Origin of the sequence: Octadecabacter arcticus 238 (assembly GCF_000155735.2) — a bacterium.
In the GTDB taxonomy this organism is placed as follows: domain Bacteria; phylum Pseudomonadota; class Alphaproteobacteria; order Rhodobacterales; family Rhodobacteraceae; genus Octadecabacter; species Octadecabacter arcticus.
Window position 1 is genome coordinate 61,207 of record NC_020910.1, and the last position, 21,892, is coordinate 83,098.

General features: G+C 51.3%; 25 protein-coding genes and 5 pseudogenes. 22 read left to right on the plus strand and 8 right to left on the minus strand.

Features of this window, described 5'->3' with window-relative positions:
- Window positions 1-41 precede the first annotated feature (41 nt).
- Both OA238_RS27950 and gvpA read left to right on the plus strand, forming a co-directional pair.
- Entirely contained in the window at window positions 42-1,022 is a 981-nt protein-coding gene (locus OA238_RS27950) for an integrase core domain-containing protein (protein ID WP_015497767.1), read from the plus strand.
- 181 nt (window positions 1,023-1,203) lie between these two features.
- Window positions 1,204-1,407 (plus strand): gas vesicle structural protein GvpA, encoded by a 204-nt coding sequence (gene gvpA, locus OA238_RS27955; protein ID WP_015494765.1) that lies wholly within the window; start codon window positions 1,204-1,206, stop codon window positions 1,405-1,407.
- A gap of 433 nt (window positions 1,408-1,840) precedes the next feature.
- On the opposite strand, the gene OA238_RS27960 is transcribed toward gvpA, so the two are convergent.
- The gene (locus OA238_RS27960) at window positions 1,841-2,275 is read right to left on the minus strand and encodes a hypothetical protein (protein WP_015497768.1); all 435 of its coding nucleotides are present in this window, start codon (window positions 2,273-2,275) and stop codon (window positions 1,841-1,843) included.
- 406 nt (window positions 2,276-2,681) lie between these two features.
- On the opposite strand from OA238_RS27960, the gene OA238_RS27965 reads away from it, so the two are divergent.
- The 12 genes from OA238_RS27965 to OA238_RS28020 all read left to right on the plus strand — a co-directional run bounded on the left by OA238_RS27965 (window position 2,682) and on the right by OA238_RS28020 (window position 10,394).
- Window positions 2,682-3,308 (plus strand): hypothetical protein, encoded by a 627-nt coding sequence (locus OA238_RS27965; protein ID WP_245581592.1) that lies wholly within the window; start codon window positions 2,682-2,684, stop codon window positions 3,306-3,308.
- Between the two features lie 38 nt (window positions 3,309-3,346).
- The gene (gene gvpN / locus OA238_RS27970; protein ID WP_144056103.1) at window positions 3,347-4,375 is read left to right on the plus strand and encodes a gas vesicle protein GvpN; all 1,029 of its coding nucleotides are present in this window, start codon (window positions 3,347-3,349) and stop codon (window positions 4,373-4,375) included.
- A 404-nt stretch (window positions 4,376-4,779) separates the two neighbouring features.
- Window positions 4,780-5,385, plus strand: coding sequence for an Hsp20/alpha crystallin family protein (locus tag OA238_RS27975; protein WP_015497771.1), 606 nt, complete (start codon window positions 4,780-4,782; stop codon window positions 5,383-5,385).
- Window positions 5,375-6,148: a GvpL/GvpF family gas vesicle protein gene (locus tag OA238_RS27980; RefSeq protein WP_015497772.1), complete on the plus strand. Its 774-nt coding sequence runs from the start codon at window positions 5,375-5,377 to the stop codon at window positions 6,146-6,148. Before OA238_RS27975 ends, OA238_RS27980 begins: the two co-directional genes overlap by 11 nt.
- A gap of 5 nt (window positions 6,149-6,153) precedes the next feature.
- Complete coding sequence (locus OA238_RS27985; protein ID WP_015497773.1) at window positions 6,154-6,408, plus strand: gas vesicle protein GvpG; 255 nt, start codon at window positions 6,154-6,156, stop codon at window positions 6,406-6,408.
- Window positions 6,395-6,760 carry a gas vesicle protein GvpO gene (gene gvpO / locus OA238_RS31140; protein WP_083906923.1) on the plus strand — a complete coding sequence of 122 codons (366 nt, stop codon included), beginning with the start codon at window positions 6,395-6,397 and terminating at the stop codon, window positions 6,758-6,760. Before OA238_RS27985 ends, gvpO begins: the two co-directional genes overlap by 14 nt.
- A gap of 38 nt (window positions 6,761-6,798) precedes the next feature.
- The gene (locus OA238_RS27995) at window positions 6,799-7,140 is read left to right on the plus strand and encodes a gas vesicle protein (protein WP_015497775.1); all 342 of its coding nucleotides are present in this window, start codon (window positions 6,799-6,801) and stop codon (window positions 7,138-7,140) included.
- On the plus strand, window positions 7,137-8,219 hold the full coding sequence (locus tag OA238_RS28000; RefSeq protein ID WP_015497776.1) for a GvpL/GvpF family gas vesicle protein: 1,083 nt from the start codon (window positions 7,137-7,139) through the stop codon (window positions 8,217-8,219). The genes OA238_RS27995 and OA238_RS28000 overlap by 4 nt, the downstream gene beginning before the upstream one ends.
- Window positions 8,220-8,229: 10 nt before the next feature.
- Window positions 8,230-9,066 carry a GvpL/GvpF family gas vesicle protein gene (locus OA238_RS28005; RefSeq protein ID WP_015497777.1) on the plus strand — a complete coding sequence of 279 codons (837 nt, stop codon included), beginning with the start codon at window positions 8,230-8,232 and terminating at the stop codon, window positions 9,064-9,066.
- A complete protein-coding gene (locus OA238_RS28010; protein WP_015497778.1) occupies window positions 9,056-9,274 on the plus strand; it encodes a gas vesicle protein in 219 nt (72 codons plus the stop codon). The genes OA238_RS28005 and OA238_RS28010 overlap by 11 nt, the downstream gene beginning before the upstream one ends.
- 2 nt (window positions 9,275-9,276) lie before the next feature.
- Complete coding sequence (locus OA238_RS28015) at window positions 9,277-9,999, plus strand: GvpL/GvpF family gas vesicle protein (RefSeq protein WP_015497779.1); 723 nt, start codon at window positions 9,277-9,279, stop codon at window positions 9,997-9,999.
- Complete coding sequence (locus OA238_RS28020; protein WP_015497780.1) at window positions 9,996-10,394, plus strand: gas vesicle protein K; 399 nt, start codon at window positions 9,996-9,998, stop codon at window positions 10,392-10,394. The genes OA238_RS28015 and OA238_RS28020 overlap by 4 nt, the downstream gene beginning before the upstream one ends.
- Before the next feature lie 331 nt (window positions 10,395-10,725).
- On the opposite strand, the gene OA238_RS28025 is transcribed toward OA238_RS28020, so the two are convergent.
- The 5 genes and pseudogenes from OA238_RS28025 to OA238_RS35400 form a co-directional block, all read right to left on the minus strand.
- On the minus strand, window positions 10,726-11,409 hold the full coding sequence (locus OA238_RS28025; RefSeq protein WP_044039163.1) for an IS6 family transposase: 684 nt from the start codon (window positions 11,407-11,409) through the stop codon (window positions 10,726-10,728).
- Between the two features lie 102 nt (window positions 11,410-11,511).
- Window positions 11,512-11,964 (minus strand): annotated as a pseudogene (locus tag OA238_RS28030) (transposase); the annotation flags it as partial.
- Between the two features lie 183 nt (window positions 11,965-12,147).
- A complete protein-coding gene (locus OA238_RS28035; RefSeq protein WP_015497782.1) occupies window positions 12,148-13,389 on the minus strand; it encodes a CaiB/BaiF CoA transferase family protein in 1,242 nt (413 codons plus the stop codon).
- A 136-nt stretch (window positions 13,390-13,525) separates the two neighbouring features.
- Window positions 13,526-14,413 (minus strand): beta-keto acid cleavage family enzyme, encoded by an 888-nt coding sequence (locus OA238_RS28040; protein WP_044039230.1) that lies wholly within the window; start codon window positions 14,411-14,413, stop codon window positions 13,526-13,528.
- A gap of 235 nt (window positions 14,414-14,648) precedes the next feature.
- Window positions 14,649-14,756, minus strand: a pseudogene (locus tag OA238_RS35400) (IS6 family transposase); the annotation flags it as partial.
- A 64-nt stretch (window positions 14,757-14,820) separates the two neighbouring features.
- On the opposite strand from OA238_RS35400, the pseudogene OA238_RS28045 reads away from it, so the two are divergent.
- The 7 genes and pseudogenes from OA238_RS28045 to OA238_RS28070 form a co-directional block, all read left to right on the plus strand.
- Window positions 14,821-15,282: pseudogene (locus OA238_RS28045) on the plus strand (IS5/IS1182 family transposase); the annotation flags it as partial.
- Window positions 15,283-15,375: 93 nt separating this feature from the next.
- Window positions 15,376-16,443: an IS630 family transposase gene (locus OA238_RS28050; RefSeq protein WP_015495538.1), complete on the plus strand. Its 1,068-nt coding sequence runs from the start codon at window positions 15,376-15,378 to the stop codon at window positions 16,441-16,443.
- Between the two features lie 182 nt (window positions 16,444-16,625).
- The gene (locus OA238_RS28055; protein ID WP_044039163.1) at window positions 16,626-17,309 is read left to right on the plus strand and encodes an IS6 family transposase; all 684 of its coding nucleotides are present in this window, start codon (window positions 16,626-16,628) and stop codon (window positions 17,307-17,309) included.
- 103 nt (window positions 17,310-17,412) lie between these two features.
- Window positions 17,413-17,877: a hypothetical protein gene (locus tag OA238_RS28060; protein WP_187293226.1), complete on the plus strand. Its 465-nt coding sequence runs from the start codon at window positions 17,413-17,415 to the stop codon at window positions 17,875-17,877.
- On the plus strand, window positions 17,874-18,707 hold the full coding sequence (istB, locus tag OA238_RS28065) for an IS21-like element helper ATPase IstB (protein WP_015497784.1): 834 nt from the start codon (window positions 17,874-17,876) through the stop codon (window positions 18,705-18,707). The genes OA238_RS28060 and istB overlap by 4 nt, the downstream gene beginning before the upstream one ends.
- 62 nt (window positions 18,708-18,769) lie before the next feature.
- Window positions 18,770-18,922 (plus strand): annotated as a pseudogene (locus OA238_RS32375) (IS3 family transposase); the annotation flags it as partial.
- Window positions 18,923-19,025: 103 nt separating this feature from the next.
- Entirely contained in the window at window positions 19,026-19,685 is a 660-nt protein-coding gene (locus OA238_RS28070) for a GntR family transcriptional regulator (protein WP_015497785.1), read from the plus strand.
- An 86-nt stretch (window positions 19,686-19,771) separates the two neighbouring features.
- On the opposite strand, the pseudogene OA238_RS31145 reads toward OA238_RS28070, so the two are convergent.
- Window positions 19,772-20,485, minus strand: a pseudogene (locus OA238_RS31145) (IS6 family transposase).
- 230 nt (window positions 20,486-20,715) lie between these two features.
- On the opposite strand from OA238_RS31145, the gene OA238_RS31155 reads away from it, so the two are divergent.
- On the plus strand, window positions 20,716-21,054 hold the full coding sequence (locus tag OA238_RS31155) for a WGR domain-containing protein (protein ID WP_083906924.1): 339 nt from the start codon (window positions 20,716-20,718) through the stop codon (window positions 21,052-21,054).
- Here OA238_RS31155 and OA238_RS31160 read toward each other — a convergent pair.
- The gene (locus tag OA238_RS31160; RefSeq protein WP_083906930.1) at window positions 20,967-21,878 is read right to left on the minus strand and encodes an IS1595 family transposase; all 912 of its coding nucleotides are present in this window, start codon (window positions 21,876-21,878) and stop codon (window positions 20,967-20,969) included. The two genes, OA238_RS31155 and OA238_RS31160, sit on opposite strands and share 88 nt — an antisense overlap.
- Window positions 21,879-21,892: the final 14 nt, after the last annotated feature.

A 21,892-nucleotide genomic window follows, 5' to 3' on the forward strand; every position in this document is an offset into this window, starting at 1 on the left:
CGGAGACTGAGAATTGAAAGAAACCAGCTCACGAGGCCATTATGCAAATCATCGGACTGCACAAGAACGTTTATAAACTTTATGCTTGGGCGCGGACACAAGAATGTTTGGACGTGTACCGTATCAAATACGAAGGTCAGGTTCGGCAATGGGACGACTTACGTACAGAGGGCGTTTCTCTATCAAAGTGCGCTGAATTCGTCGGCATCTCGCGCGCGACATATTACTGTCACAAGCGTATTTTGAAGGATTTGGCGCAGGCAATCATACCGCCTTCAAAGGCTCCCAAACGCTGCAACAAGTCACAGTGGGGCGAGGCAGAAAAGCAATTGGTGCTTGAGGCCCGCCGCGACAATGAAACCTACGGTAAGGAGAAAATAGGGGCCATCTTGCGTCGCGACAAAAAGCAAACCATGAGCGATAGCACCGTGGGGCGCATTTTGAGCTTTCTAAGGAAAAAAGGCCTGATCACACGATCAAGATCTGCGCCCCAAAAGCGCAAGCGTAATTTTTCCAAGGGGCATGCCAAGAGATGGAAATATAGGGATTACAAAGATATTGTGGTTGGCGAGCGTGTGCAGATCGATCATATGACTGCCACGAAGAACGGCGTCACGTGCAAACACTTTCAAGCCTGGGAGAGGTGTAGCAAGCATATCCACGCGCAAGTTTATTCGAATGCCACGGCACGCTCTGCCAAACGGTTTTTGCAAGAACTCGTGGAAATAGCTCCCTATAAGATCATCTCAATTCAAGTCGATGGCGGGTCTGAGTTTATGGCCGATTTTGAGACAGCGTGCGAACAGATGGAGATCCCGCTCATTGTGCTGCCGCCAGCAAGGCCAAAATACAACGGTGGTGTCGAGCGCGGTAACCGCACCTTCCGCGAAGAGTTCTATGCATGTCGTGATCTCATTGCCGACAGCATAGGAGCGATGCGGTTTGAACTTCGAAAAGCCGTCGATAAATACAACACATTCAGGCCTCATCATGCCTTGAAAGGCAAGACACCAATGGAGTAAATTCGAATCACTCAGGCCAAAGTCGTGTGAGTCTCAAAACACCTGAACTTATACAACCTATACACTTGACGATACCATATACGCTGGTTAGGAAATAATTGTTACGATCTATATGTAGCGCCATTCAAATTTAGCCGTTACTCTTTTGTAACGCTATATAGTCAATAAAAGGAATATAATCATGGCCGTAAGCAAAATGAACTCTTCAAGCAGCCTTGCAGAAGTTGTCGATCGCATTCTGGATAAGGGTGTTGTGATCGATGCATGGGTACGCGTATCGCTTGTAGGTATCGAATTAATCGCCGTTGAAGCACGTGTGGTTATTGCCGGTGTTGACACTTACCTTAAGTACGCTGAGGCCGTAGGTCTTACTGCTGAAGCATAAACTGGCTGACGTCAGGATGGGATGAAATCCCACGCCCTTATGGGTGTGGGATTTCATCTAAATTACTTGTCAATGAATTCAGGAAGTGAGGTATCAAGGTGAATCTAACAGCAGAAATGTCGCGATTAATCCATTCTTTCGAGGTTTCACGTACTAAAAGATTGCGTGAGATTAACGAAATTAAACAATCGCTTACGCGTCAAATCAAGGAGGGACGAACGTCATTACATCTCATATCCTCCGAATTAAATGAATCCATTCAGCTCGACCTGAAGACTATTTCGCAGTATGTCACTGCAAATCGTAATGCAGTTTCAAGTTCGATTCTACACTACAAAGCTGGTCGACAAGTAAGCACAAAGGCGCTGAGGGCGAGACTGGAAACTGACCGTATTAGTCTAACCGCTACAGTGAAAAAAATCTTGTTTGATTTTCAGCAGGACCGGATCGCCGAACGAGCATCTATACTAAATAATGCCTCAAGCCGTATGGGATTGGTAAGGAAAAGTGTAGTGACTTCCACCCCTGCATCGCCTGCAGCCAAGACCAGCAGTCCTACCCCTGCATCGCCTGCAGCCAAGACCAGCAGTCCTTCCCCTGCATCGCCTGCAGCCAAGACCAGCAGTCCTTCCCCTGCAGCCAAGACTAGCAGTCCTACCCCTGCAGCCAAGACCAGCAGTCCTACCCCTGCATCGCCTGCAGCCAAGACCAGCAGTCCTTCCCCTGCAACGCCTGCAGCCAAGACCAGCAGTCCTTCCCCTGCAGCCAAGACTAGCAGTCCTACCCCTGCAGCCAAGACCAGCAGTCCTACCCCTGCATCGCCTGCAGCCAAGACCAGCAGTCCTTCCCCTGCAACGCCTGCAGCCAAGACCAGCAGTCCTACACTCCCAGCGTTTCCGTTTAAGACCAGTAGTCCGAAAAAATAGGTCTTGTGAATAATATTCCGACGTTTGGTAATTTAAAAAACCGAGCCAAGTTGCCGAAAAGCAATTTTTTGGCTCGGTGTAATGGTCCTATATTTCACTTGCGGCCCTTAGGTGCGGTAAATAACTTTTCCGATATTTTTTGCTCAGAAGATCTGCTAGAAGAACTGGAAGTATAATATGGTCAATCGCTCGTGGTCAGATAATCCCAGGCTCGCCGGGCTGAATACTCAGCGATCGCGTTTTTTAGGCGATCGTATCATAAGATCGGCGGGGCGCAGCAGTGGGAGCATAGAGATTACTCTGCCAGTCAAGTTACAAGTGCTTCAAGGTGTAATGTGTAGGGTCGAATTGAAAGATGGTATTGCTGCCGAATTGGTTCTTCATCCCGATTTTACTCCGCTTTTGCCTCATTTTGATACAGTTTGGAACTTGCTAGCTCAATCGCTTAAGCCAATTGATGATATTGGAGAGTTTTGGGAGGGTGACTACGTCCTGGGCCTGTTTCCTGAGATGTCGCAAAATGGGCGGCCGATCCTCTCCTATGCAGACGCACTGGCGATCCAGGACACCTTTCCCGACGTCGATGTTGTGAAAACTGATGGTATTAAGCATGTACTAGAGCCATTCGCCAGAATTATCGAGAGCCTGGCTGTTGTGGCGGCCATCCGTCTAGGTCTGTCGGCTTCGACGGCCGCAATGTTTGGCAACCAACTTTCTTATATCGCGAGCGGAGTAGCGACGGGAACTATTGATGAATTTGCGCGCGGCTCACTTCTAGACGAAACAGCACAGATTGGGTGGTGTCGAGACAGCCCTTGGGCTGTTGAAACTTGGATTTCTGCTCAGCCAAGGATCGAAAGCATACTCGACCGATGCTTACTCTGGGACAAAAATCCACTGTTGTTCACACAGCAGCGGCAGCTTTGGTATCAGGCCCGCAGATTTGAAACACGCGCTCATACGGAGCGCTCTTAATGGAAAATGCAAGGCCAAGCTTTGCTAAGGAGATGCAGATGAACAGTATTTCGAGAGCCGCCAATTCTGGTGGTCCAGACACTTTAACTACAATGATGCCAGAGGCTCGAAAGGACTTTGTGCAGACGGACAGCGTAAAATCCGTTTCTCGGCGTGCGTTGGCCTATATCAACGCCGGCTATTCAGTTCACTTCCGCGGGCCGGCGGGCACTGGCAAGACCACGATGGCAATGCACACAGCAGCGCTTCTTGGCCGTCCGGTAGTGATGATCACTGGTGACGAAGAGATGGTAACTTCGAACCTTGTTGGTGCCGAAAGCGGCTATAATTACCGAAAAGTCACCGATAATTATATCCATACCGTCAGTAAGGTTGAAGAAAGTTCGGACAGGTCATGGAATGATCACCGGCTTACTACAGCGTGCCGAGAAGGCTATACTCTAATTTATGATGAATTCACTAGGTCGCGGGCTGAAGCAAACAACGTACTTCTGAGCGTGCTAGAAGAAGGTATCCTAGTTTTGCCAGCACAGAACCGGGGTGAGCCCTTTATTAAGGTACACCCCGATTTCAGGGTAATATTCACAAGCAACCCACAAGAATATGCTGGCGTGCACGACGCACAGGACGCTCTCAGCGACCGGATCGTGACCATCGACATTGGAGCGGCTGACCGCGAACTAGAGGTTTCCATAGCCTCCTCCCGGTCCGGTTTGGAAGTAGCTAAAACGGCGCCAATTGTGGATATGGTTCGAGCATTCCGAGATACTGGCGAATATGATCAAACGCCTACGCTTCGTGCCTGTATCATGATCTGCCGCATGGTAGCTAATGAAAAGCTTAACCCAACGATTGATGATTCATATTTCGTACAGATCTGCCTTGATGTTCTCGGCTCCAAATCGATGTTTGGTGCCAAAGAGCAGGGCAAGCGGACCCAACAAGAAAAATTACTTCTCGATAATCTAAGCCATCACTGCCCATCCCCTCCCCCCTCAAAGCCATCGGCCAAAGAAGCCGAAGCTAAACCTAGGTCAATACAGGCGACCTCGAGAGGTCCAGCATGAAAACCAACGCAAAGCAGGCCCTCAAAGGATTGCGGGATATAGGAACTGTTCGAACAGTCTTGCAACGACAGCATAAAAATGAACGTTCCCATTTAGTTGGACGGTTCGCGCGTCTTGACGCCGAGCGCACACGAATTGAACGAGAGATAGCCATGTGGTCAGCTCGAAAAACATCGGCTGAGGTTTTATTATTATCGGTCCTTACTGAGATTGATGCAATACGACCAATGCTAATTGACGAACCACTACAGAAAAAAACGCGCTCTAAGGGAAAAAGTAAGGCTTTGTCCAACGCTCTCGATTCGAATACGGATCTGCATCATTCGGTGTCACTTAATTACTAGGGCAGAACCAAAGCCGCTTCGCTGTAAGTGAGGATTGGAACAGCCATAAAGAGGGTTGCGATGAAGAAGAAAAAGACGGGAGAGGAGCAATCTACTGATGATGCACCGAAAACTTTGCTCCATGAATTATGTCGCGGCTTGATTGATCTCGTGAGTTTGCTTGGCAAAATTGACGAGGGGTTCAAGGAGCACAAGGGTAAATTTCGGGTCAAAGGACTTGGTAACGGTGCCCGTGGTACCTACGGATCTAGCATGCGTAGCGGCCTTGGCGGCAGACGACCGCGGGTTCGACCTATCGACAATATACGGAGCATCGGCGAAGCAGCGCTAGTGGTTGACGACAAGCCTTTCGGCAATGTACGCACCCGCGAAGCAGGACCAGTGGCTGACGTGTTGATAAAACCGTTGGTTGACGTTTTTGATGGAGACAGCGAAATCATAATTACGGCGGAGCTTCCGGGCGTTTTGGAAGCCGAAATTGTGACCGCATTCGCTGATAGTTTGTTGATCATCACTACAAATGGAGAGAAGCAATACGCCACAGAAATTATGCTTCCAGAAGCTGTTTCTGTTTCGAGCCTAACGCAATCCTACAACAATGGGATGCTAGAGTTACGGGTTAAGAAGGCGGCTCTTGGAATAGGAGGCAAAGAGAATGACGGATGAGAAAAAAGTCAATAGCAAGTACCTTTATGCTATCATACAATGTCGGGAGCCACGGGAACTTAAAGCCCGTGGGATCGGCGAGCGCGGCGATGTAGTTCATACTGTAGTCCATAAAGGGTTAGCGGCGGTAGTTAGTGACTCACCGGTAATGGAATACGACCAAAGTCGCAGAAACATGATGGCACACACCGCCGTTCTAGAAGAGCTGATGGAGGAATTCACTCTGCTTCCAGTTCGCTTCAATACAGTTGCCCCCGAGGCTGTTGCTATTGAAGAACGCTTATTGGTACCCCGACACGACGAATTCACACAATTGCTTGGACAAATTGATAAACGTGTCGAGCTAGGCCTAAAAGCATTTTGGCACGATGGAATGATTTTTGGAGAAGTTTTGCGGGAGAACGATTCTATCCGAAAAATGCGAGATTCTTTGAAAGGCCAGTCCGTTGATGGAAGCTATTACGAGCGCATTCAATTAGGTGAAAAAATTGAAAAGGCGCTGACAGAAAAACGGCTGGAAGACGAGGAAATGATACTTTCGCGGATCAGGCCACATGTCCACAAATCGAGAAGCAACAAAACCATTGGAGACCGCATGGTTCTGAATGGGGCATTTCTTGTCGATGCCGAGAAGGAATCCAAATTTGACGAGGCGGTTCAATCACTCGACCAAGATCTCTCCGATCGCCTGATGTTCAAATATGTTGGTCCAGTTCCACCCTATAATTTTGTAAACATCGTCGTGAATTGGGGGGAATCATAGCCCACATGAGCATTATTTTGAACACCCTTATGGGGCCGCTGATCGGCCCAATGAAAGGTCTTCTCTGGGTTGCAGAGCAAATAAAAGACCAGGCTGACGCCGAGCTCTATGACGACAGCAAGATCCTTGTAGCGCTTTCCGAACTTGAGCTAAGCTTCGACCTTGAACAGATCGAACTCAAGGAATTTGAGGCCCAAGAGGACGTTTTACTGCAACGACTGCAAGCGATACGAAAGGCAAAGCAAAATGACACAGACTAAACCAACAACCAACCATAACACGGGTTCTAAGAAGTCCTTATCACCTCCAATATCCGAGGCTGAAGCAAAAGTTGCCCCACCACCAGCACCACGCCTTATCGATATCATCGAAGGAGCAAAGCTCCAACTGGGTAGTATTTTGAGCTATCCCATAGATGGTGTCACCGGCGTAAAAAAGGTGGAAGATGGTTGGGAACTCTTGATGACTTTGATCGAACTTACGCGAATTCCTTCTAGTTCCGACGTCCTTGCTGAGTATGCAGTAAGCCTTGATAGAACCGGAGAAATTGTAAGTTACAAGCAGATCCAACGTTTCCTTCGTAATCAGGTCGGTATTGACGATGGCGAATAATATTTAAGAAATTTAGCAATGAAAGCTGGGTGATTTCGATGAACAATGGAAAGATGGAGCATTCGCTCGACGCCACAAACCTTGCCGATATCCTTGAGCGGGTACTAGACAAGGGCATAGTCATCGCCGGAGATGTCACGATTTCTTTGGTTGGCGTGGAACTGCTTAATATCAAACTGCGTCTACTGATAGCATCGGTCGACAAGGCTATGGAAATGGGTATCAATTGGTGGGCGCATGACCCTTACCTCACAGCTGGAGCACAGGCTCCAGTAGGAGTTGACCCTGCCATGCTGGAGAGGATGGATCGCCTAGAGGCGGCTCTTGCGAAAGCCTTGGCATCAAACCAAACTACGCCAGCAGAAGGACAAAGTTCGTGAGGGCACAAAAGGTGATACCCGCCGCAGAAGAGAACATCTCTGGAAACGTGGGGCTTTATGTTTGTGCAATAGTGGCGGAGCGAGTGTCTTGCAGTGCGTTGATACAATGCGCGAATGATGCGCCTGGAGAAATTCAACTAATTGGGCATGGGGATTTTACTGCCGTTGTAATGGTGCCGGAAAAGGATCAACTGGTCAGCCCAGATCGAAAGGAATTAATGCAACAGCTGCTGGTTCATCAGCAGCTTATCGAAAAGTTCATGGAAATCGCTCCCGTACTGCCAGTAAAATTTGCAACGCTCGCGCCAAATCGTGAAAGTGTTGAGCTTGGCCTTGAAGTAGGAAGTGAGAAATTTTCTGCCGCCTTTAATAGCTTGTCTGGTAAGGTGCAGTTCGAGGTTATCGTGACCTGGGATGTTGCCGAGGTCTTTGCGGAAATTGCCAAAGAGCCTGCTGTTGCGAAACTGAAGGTTGATCTTGCGGCAATGCCAGAAAGTTATGGTTCAGTAAGTTTGGAGCAGCTCGGAAAACTTGTAAAAGAAACTCTCGAACTTCGGCGGGCAGAAACAGGTAAAGTTCTGTTGGATGCGCTGGTACAAGTTGGCGTTGATAATGTAGTTAACTCTATCCTAGACGACAGCATAATTCTGAATCTAGCCTTGCTCGTTGAAGCTAAAAGGGCAGATGCATTTGACCGCTGCCTAGATGAGCTAGACAGCACCTATCATGGGGCTTTGACTTTTAGATGCGTTGGTCCGTTGCCACCGCACAGTTTTGCGACGGTCGAAATCACATATCTGGAACCCGCTAAGGTCACGGAAGCTTGTGATATTTTGGAACTTGACGTCGCCCGTAGTACTGAGGAAGTGCGTTCAGCATATCATCGTCTTGCTAGAAAGTCACATCCGGACATCGTGCCGGATGTAGCCGTGGGCGAGACTGCCAGTGTGAGTATGGCAGTGCTTACCGACGCCTATAAGACACTTTTGTCTTTTGTCGGTGCGGGTGGCTCGGTAGTCGTTTCGGTCCAGCGGCAGGAAGCTTCCTATGCTGCAGATATAATCTCAAGTGCGGGATAAAAGGTTTTAAATGAGCTCTGCAACATCAATTGTCTATGTCTACGGTGTTCTCACTAACTGCTCTGATCTTGTTTTGGACTTTCCTCCGGGTGATCTCGCGGGAATTGTCGAGAGTGGCCCACTAAGAATACTGCCGTTTGGTGATATTGGTGCGCTTGTGTGCGATTTTATATTACCGGATGGCAGTGATCTTAAAACTATTCTAGAGGACAGCCGGTCGGCCGAGCGGATGATCCTCAATCACCACTTGGTGCTGGCAGACATGGTTAGCCGTTATACAATATTACCTCTCAGGTTTGGGGCTGTGTTTGCTGAAGATGCGGGCGTCATCGCCGCACTGGGTGGGCGTTACAGCACATTGCAGAAAGAGCTTGACCGTATAGATGGGGCGATCGAATGGGGCGTGAAATCATTCTGCAATAGGAAGATGTTTAGCGAATGTGTCGCCGAAACTGTCTCTGAGATCAGCGTTCTTGAAAAAGAAATTGCGGATCAGGGTGAGGGAAAGGCTTTTTTCCTGCGTCGACGAATTCAACGCTTAATCCTTGATGAGGTTGAGAAAACTCTCGAACAGTGTCTTGTCGGGGCGCAAGATCAGTTGAAGTCGCGTGCTATTGAAGAGACTTTGGTCAAGCTTCAACCTCCCACAGTACATGGACACAAGCATGAAATGGTCAGCAATAGATCATATTTGATTGCTCGAGGCGCAGAGGACGCGTTTATGCAATCGCTTGATGACTTGCGAGTGGTCTATGCGCCATTTGGTTTCGATTACCAAATAAATGGTCCTTGGCCTGCCTACAGTTTTTCAGACCAACAGCTCGGAGGCGGCGTAAATGACAAATGAGACACAAGGTGGACAGGATCTAGCACTTGCCGATCTGTTGGATCGTGCGCTCAGCACCGGTGTCGTCATCTGGGGCGAAGCGACCATCTCCTTGGCCGGTGTCGATCTCGTTTATGTTGGACTAAAAGTTCTAGTTGCATCAGTTGATGCCGCGCAACGGATGAAAGATGCCAGTCTGGTTGACCGGCCAACAGACGGGGGGCAATAAATATGACAAAACTTTATGTCTATGGGATCGTTGGGGCTACCCACTTTGATGTCAAGCTGCCCAATGGGCATGATGAAGCCCCTGTGTTTGCGATTGTCAGCGGCGATCTTGCTGTTGCTGTGAGTTCCTTAGAACGATCGGCTGTTGAAGCTTCGGCTGCGAATGTCTGGCTACATGAGAATGTCTTAAGCGCGTTGATGGAGGGACACGCGGTACTTCCGATGCGCTTCGGGACAATTGCCACTGGAGCCGCGCAGCTTCTAGGCGACATCGTGAAGCGGCGGGGACAATTGATGAAAGATTTGACAAGGCTTGATGGGAAAGTTGAAATTGCACTGCGCATATCTGGAAAGAATAGGGAGAAAGTCGAGCAGCGGATTGCCGGACAAATTGTGGATACGAACGTCACCCAAGGTGTGGCCTATTTGCAGGAAAAGCAGCAAAATCTTTATGGCTCCTTTTATACGCAGTCGTCGGTGCAATGTGCTAGGCGCGCGATCCGCTCCCAGCTGGATCCTTTTATAGTAGAGGCTATTTGGCCAACTGACGAGCCTCAGATGTTGCCCTTCAGGGCATCCTGTCTGATCAAGAAGGGTGACATAGCTCGTTTTGTGCAAACCGTGGATGACGTCGTAGTGAAGGTTTCGGATATCCGCGTGACATGCACTGGACCGTGGGCACCTTATTCATTTGTAGGGCAATCTGGAAGCGAGGCTGAGACATGAAAACGCAAAATGATACTCAATTCGATTCGATGAAAAAAATATTGACCGACTCTGGGGGGGGAGATCCCAATCCGAACGGCTCTCCCGACCAAACGCAACATGCATCCCTGCCTTCAAACCTCTCGACCGACCCCGAGACGGCAGCTGACGACCTTGTAAAACTTGTACTGGCTGTAATCGATACAGTACGACAAGTAATGGAACGGCAAGCCATCCGTCGGGTTGATAGCGGTGCTCTGGCAGACGAAGAAATTGAACGACTTGGCCTCACACTGATGCGTCTTGAAGAGCGAATGGCAGATCTGAAATCCCATTTTGGCCTGTCTAACGAAGACCTGAATCTTAACTTTGGAACTGTCCAGGATCTCAAGGATATCTTGAACGATGAAGAATAGCAGTGGCACATTTCTGGTTATGGTCTGAATGGGCCGTGTTGGAGTTATGCCCAAAAGTGTAGCGCGACAATCTAGATGAGAAGAGCGCGTCAATCAGGATGAGAATCCGTGGTCGCAACATTTTTGATGTTGGTGGGTTTTTCCGCCGCGATCAAGGTTTTTGTGGTTTTTGATTGTCGCTGCGCGTCAATCAGGCACTGACAGCGCGCATGAGGCCCACTACACCGACGAGGGTCAAGGCGCGGCGGATGTTATAGGCCAGTGCCGTCAGACTGAACGGTTCTGTCGCAAATTTTGTTGAAGTTTGAGTGTGGGGATCGGCTGGACACAATTACGCTCCGAGCGCCGCAAATTGCTGAAACGCGGTAAGGCCGTTGGCATGGAGCTGCCCCTTTCGGATCATGTGCGCGGTCTCGATCCCAGCCAGTGTCGCCTCGGCAGAATGGAAGGCCTTGAAGCCAAGCATCGGGCCCGTGATCCGTTTTACGAAGCGATGATCCTGTTCGATGATGTTGTTGAGGTATTTGACCTGCAGGATCTTGATCGTGTTGCCGGAGCCCGTGAACTTCAGGATCACATTGACGCTTTGCAGACCCGCCAGATTAGCGCCGCTTTTGTCGATGACAACACGGTCAGGCACGCCGTTCGTGCCAATTGCGCGCTTGAAAAATCGGCGGGCTGCCGCCTTGTCGCGACGCTCAGACAGCATAAAATCAAGGGTTTTCCCTGTGTTGTCGACCGCCCGGTAATAGTAGGTCCATTTGCCCTTAACCTTGATGTATGTTTCGTCCATGCGCCAAGATACTGCAGTTGGCTTCTTCCGGGCTTGCGCTTGTGTCGCCAGCAGCGGCGCAAACTTAACTACCCAACGGTTCAAGGTTCCATGATCAACATCAACGCCACGCTCCTCCATGATCTCTTCAAGATCACGGTATGAGACCGGGTAGCGAAGATAAAAGAAGACCGCGAAAAGGATCACGTCCTTCGGGAAGTGCATACCCTTGAAATCGATCATGGCTCTACATCCCTTACCCGTTATGGTTGCCCACAAAATATTGCGCCATTACGTGTCACCGCGAAAGACAAAAAACTTTGCGACAGAACCTTGGGAGTTACCTCTATTCTTGATCTGACCGCGCCGCTCGGCACTGCCATAGCGCTTGCGCCGTTGCTTTTGACATCTCAGATGGGTGTGAAGGTCGCCACCGTTACGCTTGTCTGCATAGAGATGCTGGTAGATCCATTCTGGGCTGACGCTTGGCTCACCAATATCTTTCAGATGACCTGTAATCTGCTCGGGGCTCAATTCCTCCCGGATCATCTTTTCAATCACAGTCCACGCCGCATCCGAGATACGCGTCCGGCAAATTTGTGCCTGCCGTGAGCAAGCCAGACGATGCGCCTGCTTGGGGCGATATCCGCGCAGGCATGTGTTGCGCTTAAATTCCCGCGAAATCGTCGATTTGTTCACGCCGATCTGATCCGCAATGGCATATTGCTTCAAACCAGCTTTCTTCAACGCATAAACTTGGTTACGCTGCCCCTCAGTGAGGCGGTGATAGGCTCGCATTTGTGTTCCTTTACTTTAGACGGTGAGAAGCACTTGGGCATCGCTGCCTCACGCATCATACCGTGGGTAAAGTTGCACTAGCGAGTTGAATCCGCGTCCCTTTTGGAAGCTTGAATCTGAAATTATTGGAAAAGGGAAACGGGAATATCAACAGGCCCTAGTCGGTTTTTTTCTTGCCGGTGGTCACACAATTCCGTCCTTCCTTAACCGCTCAATCATGGCCTCGTCCATATGGAGGATATCCCGCAGCACCTCATCGGTATGCGATCCTAGGACTGGGCCGAGCCAGTTGATCCGACCCGGTGTGCCTTCGAGCCGCGGCACCACATTGGGCATGGCGAACTGGCCGATCCGATCGTCCTCGAAGTACAAAATGTTTTCTCGCGCCGCATATTGAGGATCCTCAAAGATCTCATCAATCGAATAGACTGGACCGCATGGCACCTCGGCTTTCGCGCATCGCGATAGCACTTCGTCGCGCGGCATAGTTATGGTCCAAGCGGTAACAATGGAATTTACCTCCTTCCGGTGCAAAATGCGCGCCGCATTCGTGGCATAACGCGGGTCCGTCACGAGATCAGGACGACCCATTGCATCCTCGACCAGCCGGGCGAAGATGCGATCGTTAGTGCAGGCTATCGCTAACCAACGGTCATCTTTGGAGGGGTAGTGACTGTGCGGCACCACTATCGGAGTCTCAGCACCCTCTCTTTGCCGTACGAAGCCGTTCTGCTGATACGCTGGAGCGACCTCGTCGAGTATCCTAAAGATTCCCTCGTAGAGTCCAAGGTCGATCACTTGACCCTTCCCAGTCCTGTCGCGTGCACGAAGCGCCGTTTGCACAGCAAAAGCTCCAAAAAGTCCGGCCATATAGTCAGCCAACGTTGCCGATCCGGGTTGCGCTGGCGCACGGTCGGCCTCTCCAGACAGAAAGGACAGGCCACCGAATGCGTTGGCGATGCGGCCAAAGCACGGTAGGTTTGCATTTGGGCCTGTCTGGCCATAGCCAGAAATTCGAAGCAATACCAAACGGGGGTTGATAGCGGATAGCGTGTCCCAGCCTAGCCCCCAGCGCTCCAGCGTTCCTGCTTGGAAATTCTCGCAAACCACATCGCTGACAGCGACCAACGATTTAAAAATCTCTGCTCCTTCGGTAGTACGCAGATCTATGCAAACAGACTTCTTATTTCGAGCTTCGCTGAGCCATACCAGCGTGTCGCCCGACTCTGTTGGAGTTCCTAGTCGCCGCGCATGATCTCCAACACCTGGAAGTTCAATCTTGTATACCTCCGCACCAAATTCGCCCATCAGCGTTGCAGAAAAGGGCGCAGCGATGAAAGTGCCGATGTCAAGAACTCTGAGCCCTTCGAGGGCGCTTTCCGACTGGTCTCTGTTATCTTGCATGTTTGTCTCCTTGACTTTCATTGGGTTGGTCATCCTCAATAAATCGTTAGCCTCGGCCATGCCCACACGAGACCAGGCATGGCTACCTGCATCCCGATGAGGGGCCAGTAGGGGCGATAGATCATATCGAGGGTAATTTGAGGCGGTGCCTCACTTTTCATATAAAATGCGGCGCCATACCCAGTATCTGACGTGTTTCTTGTGGAGTTGCGACTTCCCTCCCGTAGGCTTTGGCTATTTCAGCCACGCGCCGGACCAGTTCAGCGTTGGTCGGCGAACCAAGTTCACAATACGGGTTGTCTCCGATTCCGATGGACACGTGGCCACCCATTTGGATAGCCTGTGCTGCCGTCGGAAACAGGTTTCCGGGTTTACTGCAGACGGTCCATTCCACCGGTCGATCTTTCGGTAAAAAATCGTGGAAAGCCCGTAGCCCTGCCGGTGACGGTGGGTGCCCTCCCATGACGCCGTTATCGGTGTGAACAAAAACCACCCAGGTTGGATTCGGCAGCAACCCCATATCGAAGAAAGGCTCAAGAGTGCGCACAAATGGGGCGGACCAGCACGCAACGGCTGGCCTAACACCACAATTAATGAAGGTCTTGGCGAATTCAATCAGAGTTCCAGTCGTGTTGATATAGGACTTTTCATCAGTGACGAAGCTCTTTCTGGTCGCGTCATAACGGTCGATATTTGTTGATCCGAGATCAAGTGAGGCAAGCTCAGGCTTAAGTCTCGGATCTGCCGCAAGACGTGGAATATGGGCCACACGAGACTCGGTACCTTGTATGGTGATCTGACCCAGCGTTGGATGTACAAGAAGATCTGATACGTTCCGGATGGCCGCTATAACCTTGGAGTAATCATCATATCCGTGTGCAGGTGAGCCATCTAACTTTCGTGGGTGGAAATGCAGGATAGAAGCGCCAGCCTCGGCGACCTCAGCAGCGTCATGGGCTATTTCCTGGGCTGACCATGGTACGTTCGGATTCTCGTCGCGCATAGCGTATTCGTTAACTCTAGCTTCGATAATGAGCTTCTTCATTGTACCACAAATCTCCATATTGTATTTAATATGTACTTTTAGCTTATCTGTGTCAATATTTTTTTGCCTAGGTGTTCAGTCCTGGCATCTGGTGGATCGGATTTAAGATGAATCGATGGTACTGTCGCAAAGTTTTTCCTTGAAGAATTTTGTTCTTCGCAGACTTACGTTTAGGCCTCTGGAAGGTATCGTCAAGTTATTGCCTCCAAGCCGCAATGGTGGGCACCGGTCTGTTTTACCCTGCCTTTAGCTCACACGTGATGTCGTCCCAAATGCTGTGAGCATCTGAGCGAGATTGGCGATAGGCAGGGGCGGATAGTTTGTGGCGGCGAGGGCGAAAGATGGCGTTGTTGCAGGGACCCCGGCGGGTCTGCTAAACACCCAGCTTGCCAACGACTTGGATATTCATGATGCCGCACAAATTCAACGCTTCCCGCCGCCACAAGTTTGGAAAGAAGCGACAGAAGGTCACCAACTGGCGAGTGTACAATGAAGACCTGCGTCAGCGCGGTGATGTGACAATTTGGTTGAGCCCTGAGGTTGAAGATAAGTGGCTTGCTGACAACCGTCAGACGCCAGGCGGCCAACCCACATACTCTGATATGGCCATATCAGTATGCCTGACGCTGGGTATGGTTTTCAAACAACCTTTGCGGCAGACGCAAGGATTGGTCGGCAGTTTGGCGCGGCTTATGGGGCTGGATGTTCCCGTTCCGGATTTCTCGACCCCCTCGCGGAGAGGTGCGGGGCTCAGTATGCCAGAAAAATCTAAAGCCCAAAGGGCCGGCCCAATCGAATTAGTTGTAGATAGTACGGGTCTGAAGATATTTGGTGAAGGCGAATGGTTGCAGAACAAGCATAAAACAAAGGTATACTCCTGCGCCTGAATTGACCTGACGATTTTGGGCCTGCGATTCACTTCGTCGCATGGCCAAAGGCGGTTCAGTCTGTATTTTGAGTTTATGAGCAAGCAATACAAAACAGTCTCCTTATCCGACGAGCAGCGCATAGCACTTGAAGCGCTTTGCCGCCGCCGCAAAGTTGACGCCCTTGTTTGGAAACGGGCGCGCGCGTTTCTTCTTTTGGACGCAGGAGAAGACGCCGGAACGGTTTGCCGGATTTTGGATATTGGCCCGACAGTTTTGACGGAGTGGCGATTTGCCTTTGCCGGTGCGGGACTATCGTTTTTCGGTCTGAAGGACTACAGCCAGCGTCAGGGTCATTTGTCCGTCGTGCAAGAGCAGGCGGTGAGAGCCCATTTCACCGCGCAGCCTGCCCGCAATGCCGATGAGGTCTGTGCCTATGTTCTAGCCGAGTGCGACCAAAACTACAGCACGTCGGGAGCCGCCAAGCTGATGCGCCGCCTGGGGTTCGCGTATAAGAAACCACAATTGCTGCCTGCACAGGCCGATGAAGCCAAGCAGGCTGCGTTTATTGCCAAATATGAGGCCCTGATGAACGGGTTGGCCGCAGATGAGATGGTTGTCTTTTCGGACGCTGTCCACCCCGAACACCAGAGCCGCCCCGCCCATGGTTGGTTCCCCAAGGGACAAAAGACGGCCCTGAAGGCGACATCAGGGCGCAAGCGGCTCAACATTCAGGGCGCGCTTGACCTTGAGACTTTCCAGTTCACCTTTGTGGAAGGCGAGAAGATCAATGCCCAGACAACCCGACAGATGCTGGAAAAGTTGGAACGCAACAACCAAACCAAGACGGCCATCCACGTCTTTGTCGACAATGCCCGCTATCATCATGCCAAGATACTACAGCCATGGCTGGACAGCCCAGAACGTCGGGTGAAGTTGCATTTCTTGCCAGCATATGCCCCGCACCTCAACCCGATCGAGCGTCTTTGGGGTGTTATGCACAAATGGGTCACCCACAATCGGCACTATGCAACGTTCAACCAATTCACAGAGGCCATTTTCGACTTCTTCCGCAAGACCCTGCCAGAAAAATGGCCAGAGTCCCGCGACACCGTCACCGACAACTTCCGCGTCATATCGCTCAAGGAATACAAAGTGATTTGAGGGGAAAACCTCAGGTCAATTCAGGCGCGGGAGTATAACTCCCAAGCACCCCAGCCGATAACGGGTTTGTCAGTTTTGATGTGAGTCTCCTTGGTTCTGTCGCAAAGTTTTTTGTCTTTCGCGGTGACACGTAATGGCGCAATATTTTGTGGGCAACCATAACGGGTAAGGGATGTAGAGCCATGATCGATTTCAAGGGTATGCACTTCCCGAAGGACGTGATCCTTTTCGCGGTCTTCTTTTATCTTCGCTACCCGGTCTCATACCGTGATCTTGAAGAGATCATGGAGGAGCGTGGCGTTGATGTTGATCATGGAACCTTGAACCGTTGGGTAGTTAAGTTTGCGCCGCTGCTGGCGACACAAGCGCAAGCCCGGAAGAAGCCAACTGCAGTATCTTGGCGCATGGACGAAACATACATCAAGGTTAAGGGCAAATGGACCTACTATTACCGGGCGGTCGACAACACAGGGAAAACCCTTGATTTTATGCTGTCTGAGCGTCGCGACAAGGCGGCAGCCCGCCGATTTTTCAAGCGCGCAATTGGCACGAACGGCGTGCCTGACCGTGTTGTCATCGACAAAAGCGGCGCTAATCTGGCGGGTCTGCAAAGCGTCAATGTGATCCTGAAGTTCACGGGCTCCGGCAACACGATCAAGATCCTGCAGGTCAAATACCTCAACAACATCATCGAACAGGATCATCGCTTCGTAAAACGGATCACGGGGCCGATGCTAGGCTTCAAGGCCTTCCATTCTGCCGAGGCGACACTGGCTGGGATCGAGACCGCGCACATGATCCGAAAGGGGCAGCTCCATGCCAACGGCCTTACCGCGTTTCAGCAATTTGCGGCGCTCGGAGCGTAATTGTGTCCAGCCGATCCCCACACTCAAACTTCAACAAAATTTGCGACAGAACCAGCAGATCTTCTACAGCGCACCTTCTCGCCTCATAGTGCAGCGGTTGCGTGTGCATATCTATGATAACCGTATTGAGGCATATCTGGGCAGCAGCCATGTGGTCAGCCACCCACGTGCGCGTGGACAGAAAAGCGGCGACCGCGTGCATGTGATTAATTACCACCACGTGATCCATGCGTTGAAGCGTAAACCTGGGGCGTTGGCGAATTCGATCTACCGCGACAGCCTGTTTCCCAGAACGGAGTACGTTTTGGTCTGGAAGGCGTTGCAAGCTACACTATCTCGCCGTGATGCATGCCGTCGGATGGTGGACATCCTGTTTCTGGCCCATGAGGAAAACGCTGAGGCTGAGTTGGCAAGCCTGATGGCCGATGACCTGCACCAGGGTCGATTATCAGACGCGCGGGATCTCAAGGCGTTGTTCGTCCCTCGAGACCACAGCTTACCCAAAGATGTGGTCGTGAACTTGCCTGCACTGTCGTGCTTTGACACGCTGTTGGAGGAGGCTGGATGAGCAACGCCCAAATAGATACGTTCAAATTGCCCGTTATGCTCACTGCATTGCGATTGCCCAGCTTCCAAAAACATTGGCAGGAGATCGCAGAGCAAGCAGACAAAGAGGCTTGGCCTGCTGCGCGCTTTTTGGCTGTGCTGGCTGAATATGAGATGGCGGAGCGAGAAACGCGACGGATACAGCGCCATTTTAATGAGTCAAAACTCTTAGGCGGCAAGACCTTGGCAACTTACCAGTTTGAGGCAGTGCCAAGTCTGCCTAAGGCGCACATTGAAGCGCTAGCCGGCGGTGACTGGATTGAGCGCGGCGGCAATCTCATCGCAATCGGAAACTCAGGGACAGGGAAAACCCATATCCTGTGTGCAATTGGGCATGCCCTGATTGAGGCGGGGTATCGTGTACTTTACTCTCGGACGGGCGACCTCGTGCAAAAGCTGCAGATCGCAAGGCAGGAGCTCGCACTGGAAAATGCTTTGGCCAAACTCGACAAGTTTGATCTGATCATCCTTGATGATATCACTTACGCACATAAAGATCAGGCCGAAACCAGTGTCTTGTTCGAGCTTATTGCGCGTCGATATGAATACAAAAGTATCGCAATCGCCGCCAATCAACCGTTCAGCGCATGGGATCAAATATTCCCGGATAAGGCCATGACTATCGCGGCCATCGATCGCCTCGTCCACCACGCCACCATTCTAGAGATGAATGCGGAGAGTTTCCGCAGGCGCGCGGCCAGCGACAACCAAAAAGCCTACGCAAACGCGCCAGCGACAACATCTGTCAAGAGTAAGCCAGAGGAGATTACAGACCAAGACACCACTAAATAAGCAACACCACAGCGGCTCATAAACCGGCCAAAGTGGTTGTCGCTGCCGGACAAGGTGGTTGACGCTGTACACTCATCTGGCGACAACAGTGGCAAACGCGCCGTCAAGTCGAAGGTGCCCTGTTCCAGTACATTAATGGGTTCTATAATCCACGTCGTCGTCACTCAGCATTGGGATGGAAAAGCCCATTGGCTTTTGAACGCAAAGCGGCGTAGAAATATGAGCGAGGGACCGGAACAAAACTGTGACAGGTCCATGATACACATTGGAGCAATAATTATTCGCACAAGATGAATAACAACAGGCCTTAGGAGCAACATGAAGCTTTCCACAAAAGAATTGACCGAATCTCTTAGAGAGCTAATTCTAAAAGGTGAGTTTACATCGGGTGAGCACATGCGAGAAATCGCCCTCGCCGAGCGGTTCCAAGTATCCCGGACGCCGATTCGAGTCGCTTTGGCCGCCAATGCGAAGGATGGGCTTCTGAAGTATAGCCGGAATCGAGGCTATTCTGTCCGTTCGTTCGACAAGCGCGACATCATCGACGCATTTGAGATGCGTTCGATGTTGGAAGGCGTTGCAAGCCGTGTCGCAGCAGAACAAGGCATGAGGCTCGATGCGGAACAGCAGGCACGTCGTGCCTGTGATGTCAACGATTCGTTGTTGCTTCAGAATTGTGAAATCGACGAAGCATCCATCGAAATTTGGCGCGAGCAGAACCAATTGTTCCACAGTGCTATTCTAAACCAATCCGGCAACCGTTTTATGCACGAGATGATGCGGATTGTGCAACAGATCCCAGCGGTTTATCCCCCGATAATCGCGCCCTACCGGTTGCAGGATTTGCGTTTGTATAATGCGCAGCATCGCAAGATCCTTGATTGCATCATTAAGCGACAGGGGATGCGTGCGGAAGCCTTGATGCGTGAACATATTACTGGAGCTGGCGACATTTTCTGTGAAGCCAAACCCAACTAGATAAATATGACCAGCACGCCGAGGACTGTTGTAACGGTATCGTCAAGTTATTGCCTCCAAGCCGCAATGGGGGTCACCGGTCTGTTTTACTCTGCCTTTAGCTCACACGTGATGTCGTCCCAAATGCTGTGAGCATCTGAGCGAGATTGCCGATAGGCAGGGGCGGATAGTTTGTGGCGGCGAGGGCGAAAGATTGTTTGGACCTGATCATGTACGGACAGAAAGCGTTGCGCTTGGCGGGGTGATTTGAACCTCCCCATGATCTTCTCTCGTCGCCGGGTGGGCCTGTGCGAAACTTCCGCTCGATTATTCAATCCCTTGTGGGCACGATGGTCGATACCAGGCGCCAGTTTCCTGAGGGCCGCCCCATAACTTCCCAGTTTGTCGGTAACAAGGACGCGCGGTTGACCGTATTGCTTGAACAATTTGCGAAAGAAACGGTCTGCTGCCTTTGTATTGCGGCGTGACTGTACAAGAATATCCAGCACGTCACCCTTGCTATCAACAGCGCGCCAAAGCCAATACTTTTTGCCACGGATTGTGATCACTACCTCGTCGAGATGCCACTTATCCGATGGTGCAGGCCGGTCACAGCGTATGACTTTGGCATATTAATGGCCAAATTTTCCAACCCATGACCTGATTGTTTCATAACTGACGATCACACCGCGCTTGTACAAAAGGTCCTCAACATCGCGAAAGCTCATCGGAAAACGAAAGTATGCCCATACAGCGTAGGAAATAATTTCAGATGGGAACCGATGGCCCTTAAAGGCCCCGGATTGTTTGGCTTTTGTCATATGGTTTCGTACGATTGAGAAAGCCGCCCGTCAACTTGACGATACCCTTCGTGGACCGCACCCCACGAAAGAAGCCAGGGCGGAAACCAAGCCCAAGAACATACCAATTACATCCAAAAGTTTTTCCAAAAGTGGGGGAGGCGGTTGCAAGTGAAGCCGAGCGCTTGGGCATCACACAAGGGCAACTCATTGAGTTAATGTGGGAAACTTATCAGGGTTCTTTGTAAGCGATGGAAACTCGCCTCGAAAAACGTGATCCAGACAAAAACCTAGCGCGATACTATCGAATGGCGGTTCTCCCAAATTTGTTTGGTGAATGGACATTGCAACGCGAGTGGGGACGGATAGGGCAGGGTGGTCATATTCGGCTGGATTTGTTTCGCAGTGCAACAGAGGCCAAAAGTGCGCTCAAAATACTGGAAAGCGCAAAGTGGCGGCGAGAGTACGAAAAGGTAATATCTAATGGCTCAATTCGCATTAGCTATGCACATGGTCTAACCGGCAGGATACCTGCTGCTGCGGCGAGGACTGCGCGTGGTGTTGGCTGCCTTGGAAGCACTGCGAGATGAAACCATCTGAGATAGCTGTCGAGATACTTGGTGGCGACGCCACGATGACGACGAAGGAAGGACTTGAGCCGCTCATGGCGGCTGTTGACGGTCTGGATGTGCAGTTCTCCCCGGACGCGCTCGCCAGCGGTTTGGTTGAGCGCCTCATGGCTGATGCCCATCGCGGCGGCGCAGGGCGGATAACTGGTGCAGCCGTCAGTGACCAGCAGGGCGTCCTGATCAAGAACTGGCTGCAAAACCGCTTGCAAATGAGCGGCAGACACCGCCGGCAATATGGCGCTGACGGTCGCGCCGGAGCGGTCGGCGGCCACCAAAACTGGAACTTGCTCATGCGATACCCCCCGTTTGGACGCCTTGCCGCCGCGCCTGCGGGCCTTGCGATCGAGGTTCCGTTCGCCTTTACGACTGCTCAAGACAAACGTCTCATCGGCCTCGACGATACCGCGCAGTTTGATCGCGCCAGCCGTCACAGCCCGCAGGAAGCGGTGACGCCAGCGAAAAGCCGTGCTGCTGGCCACCCCGCAGCGCGCCGCCGAGGTCTTCACCGTGTCGCCATCGCTTAATGACCCAGCAAATTCCGTCCAGCAATCTTTGTGTCGCAGCCGCGCTAACGGCGTCCCAGTTAGGGCGTTGAAGGTTTTGCTGCAGATCTTGCAAAAATACCGCTTCAGCCCGTTAGAGCGGCCTCGGATCACAGCCCCGCCCGTCGCACAATGCGGACAGTTTCGTGCCGTCCCGATCCGCTCCTCCAACAGTCCGATCACGGCTTCCAGCGACGGCTGACCAGCCAGCAACCGAACCGTTGCAATCCGCTGGTGAGCTATGACTGAATCTGGTG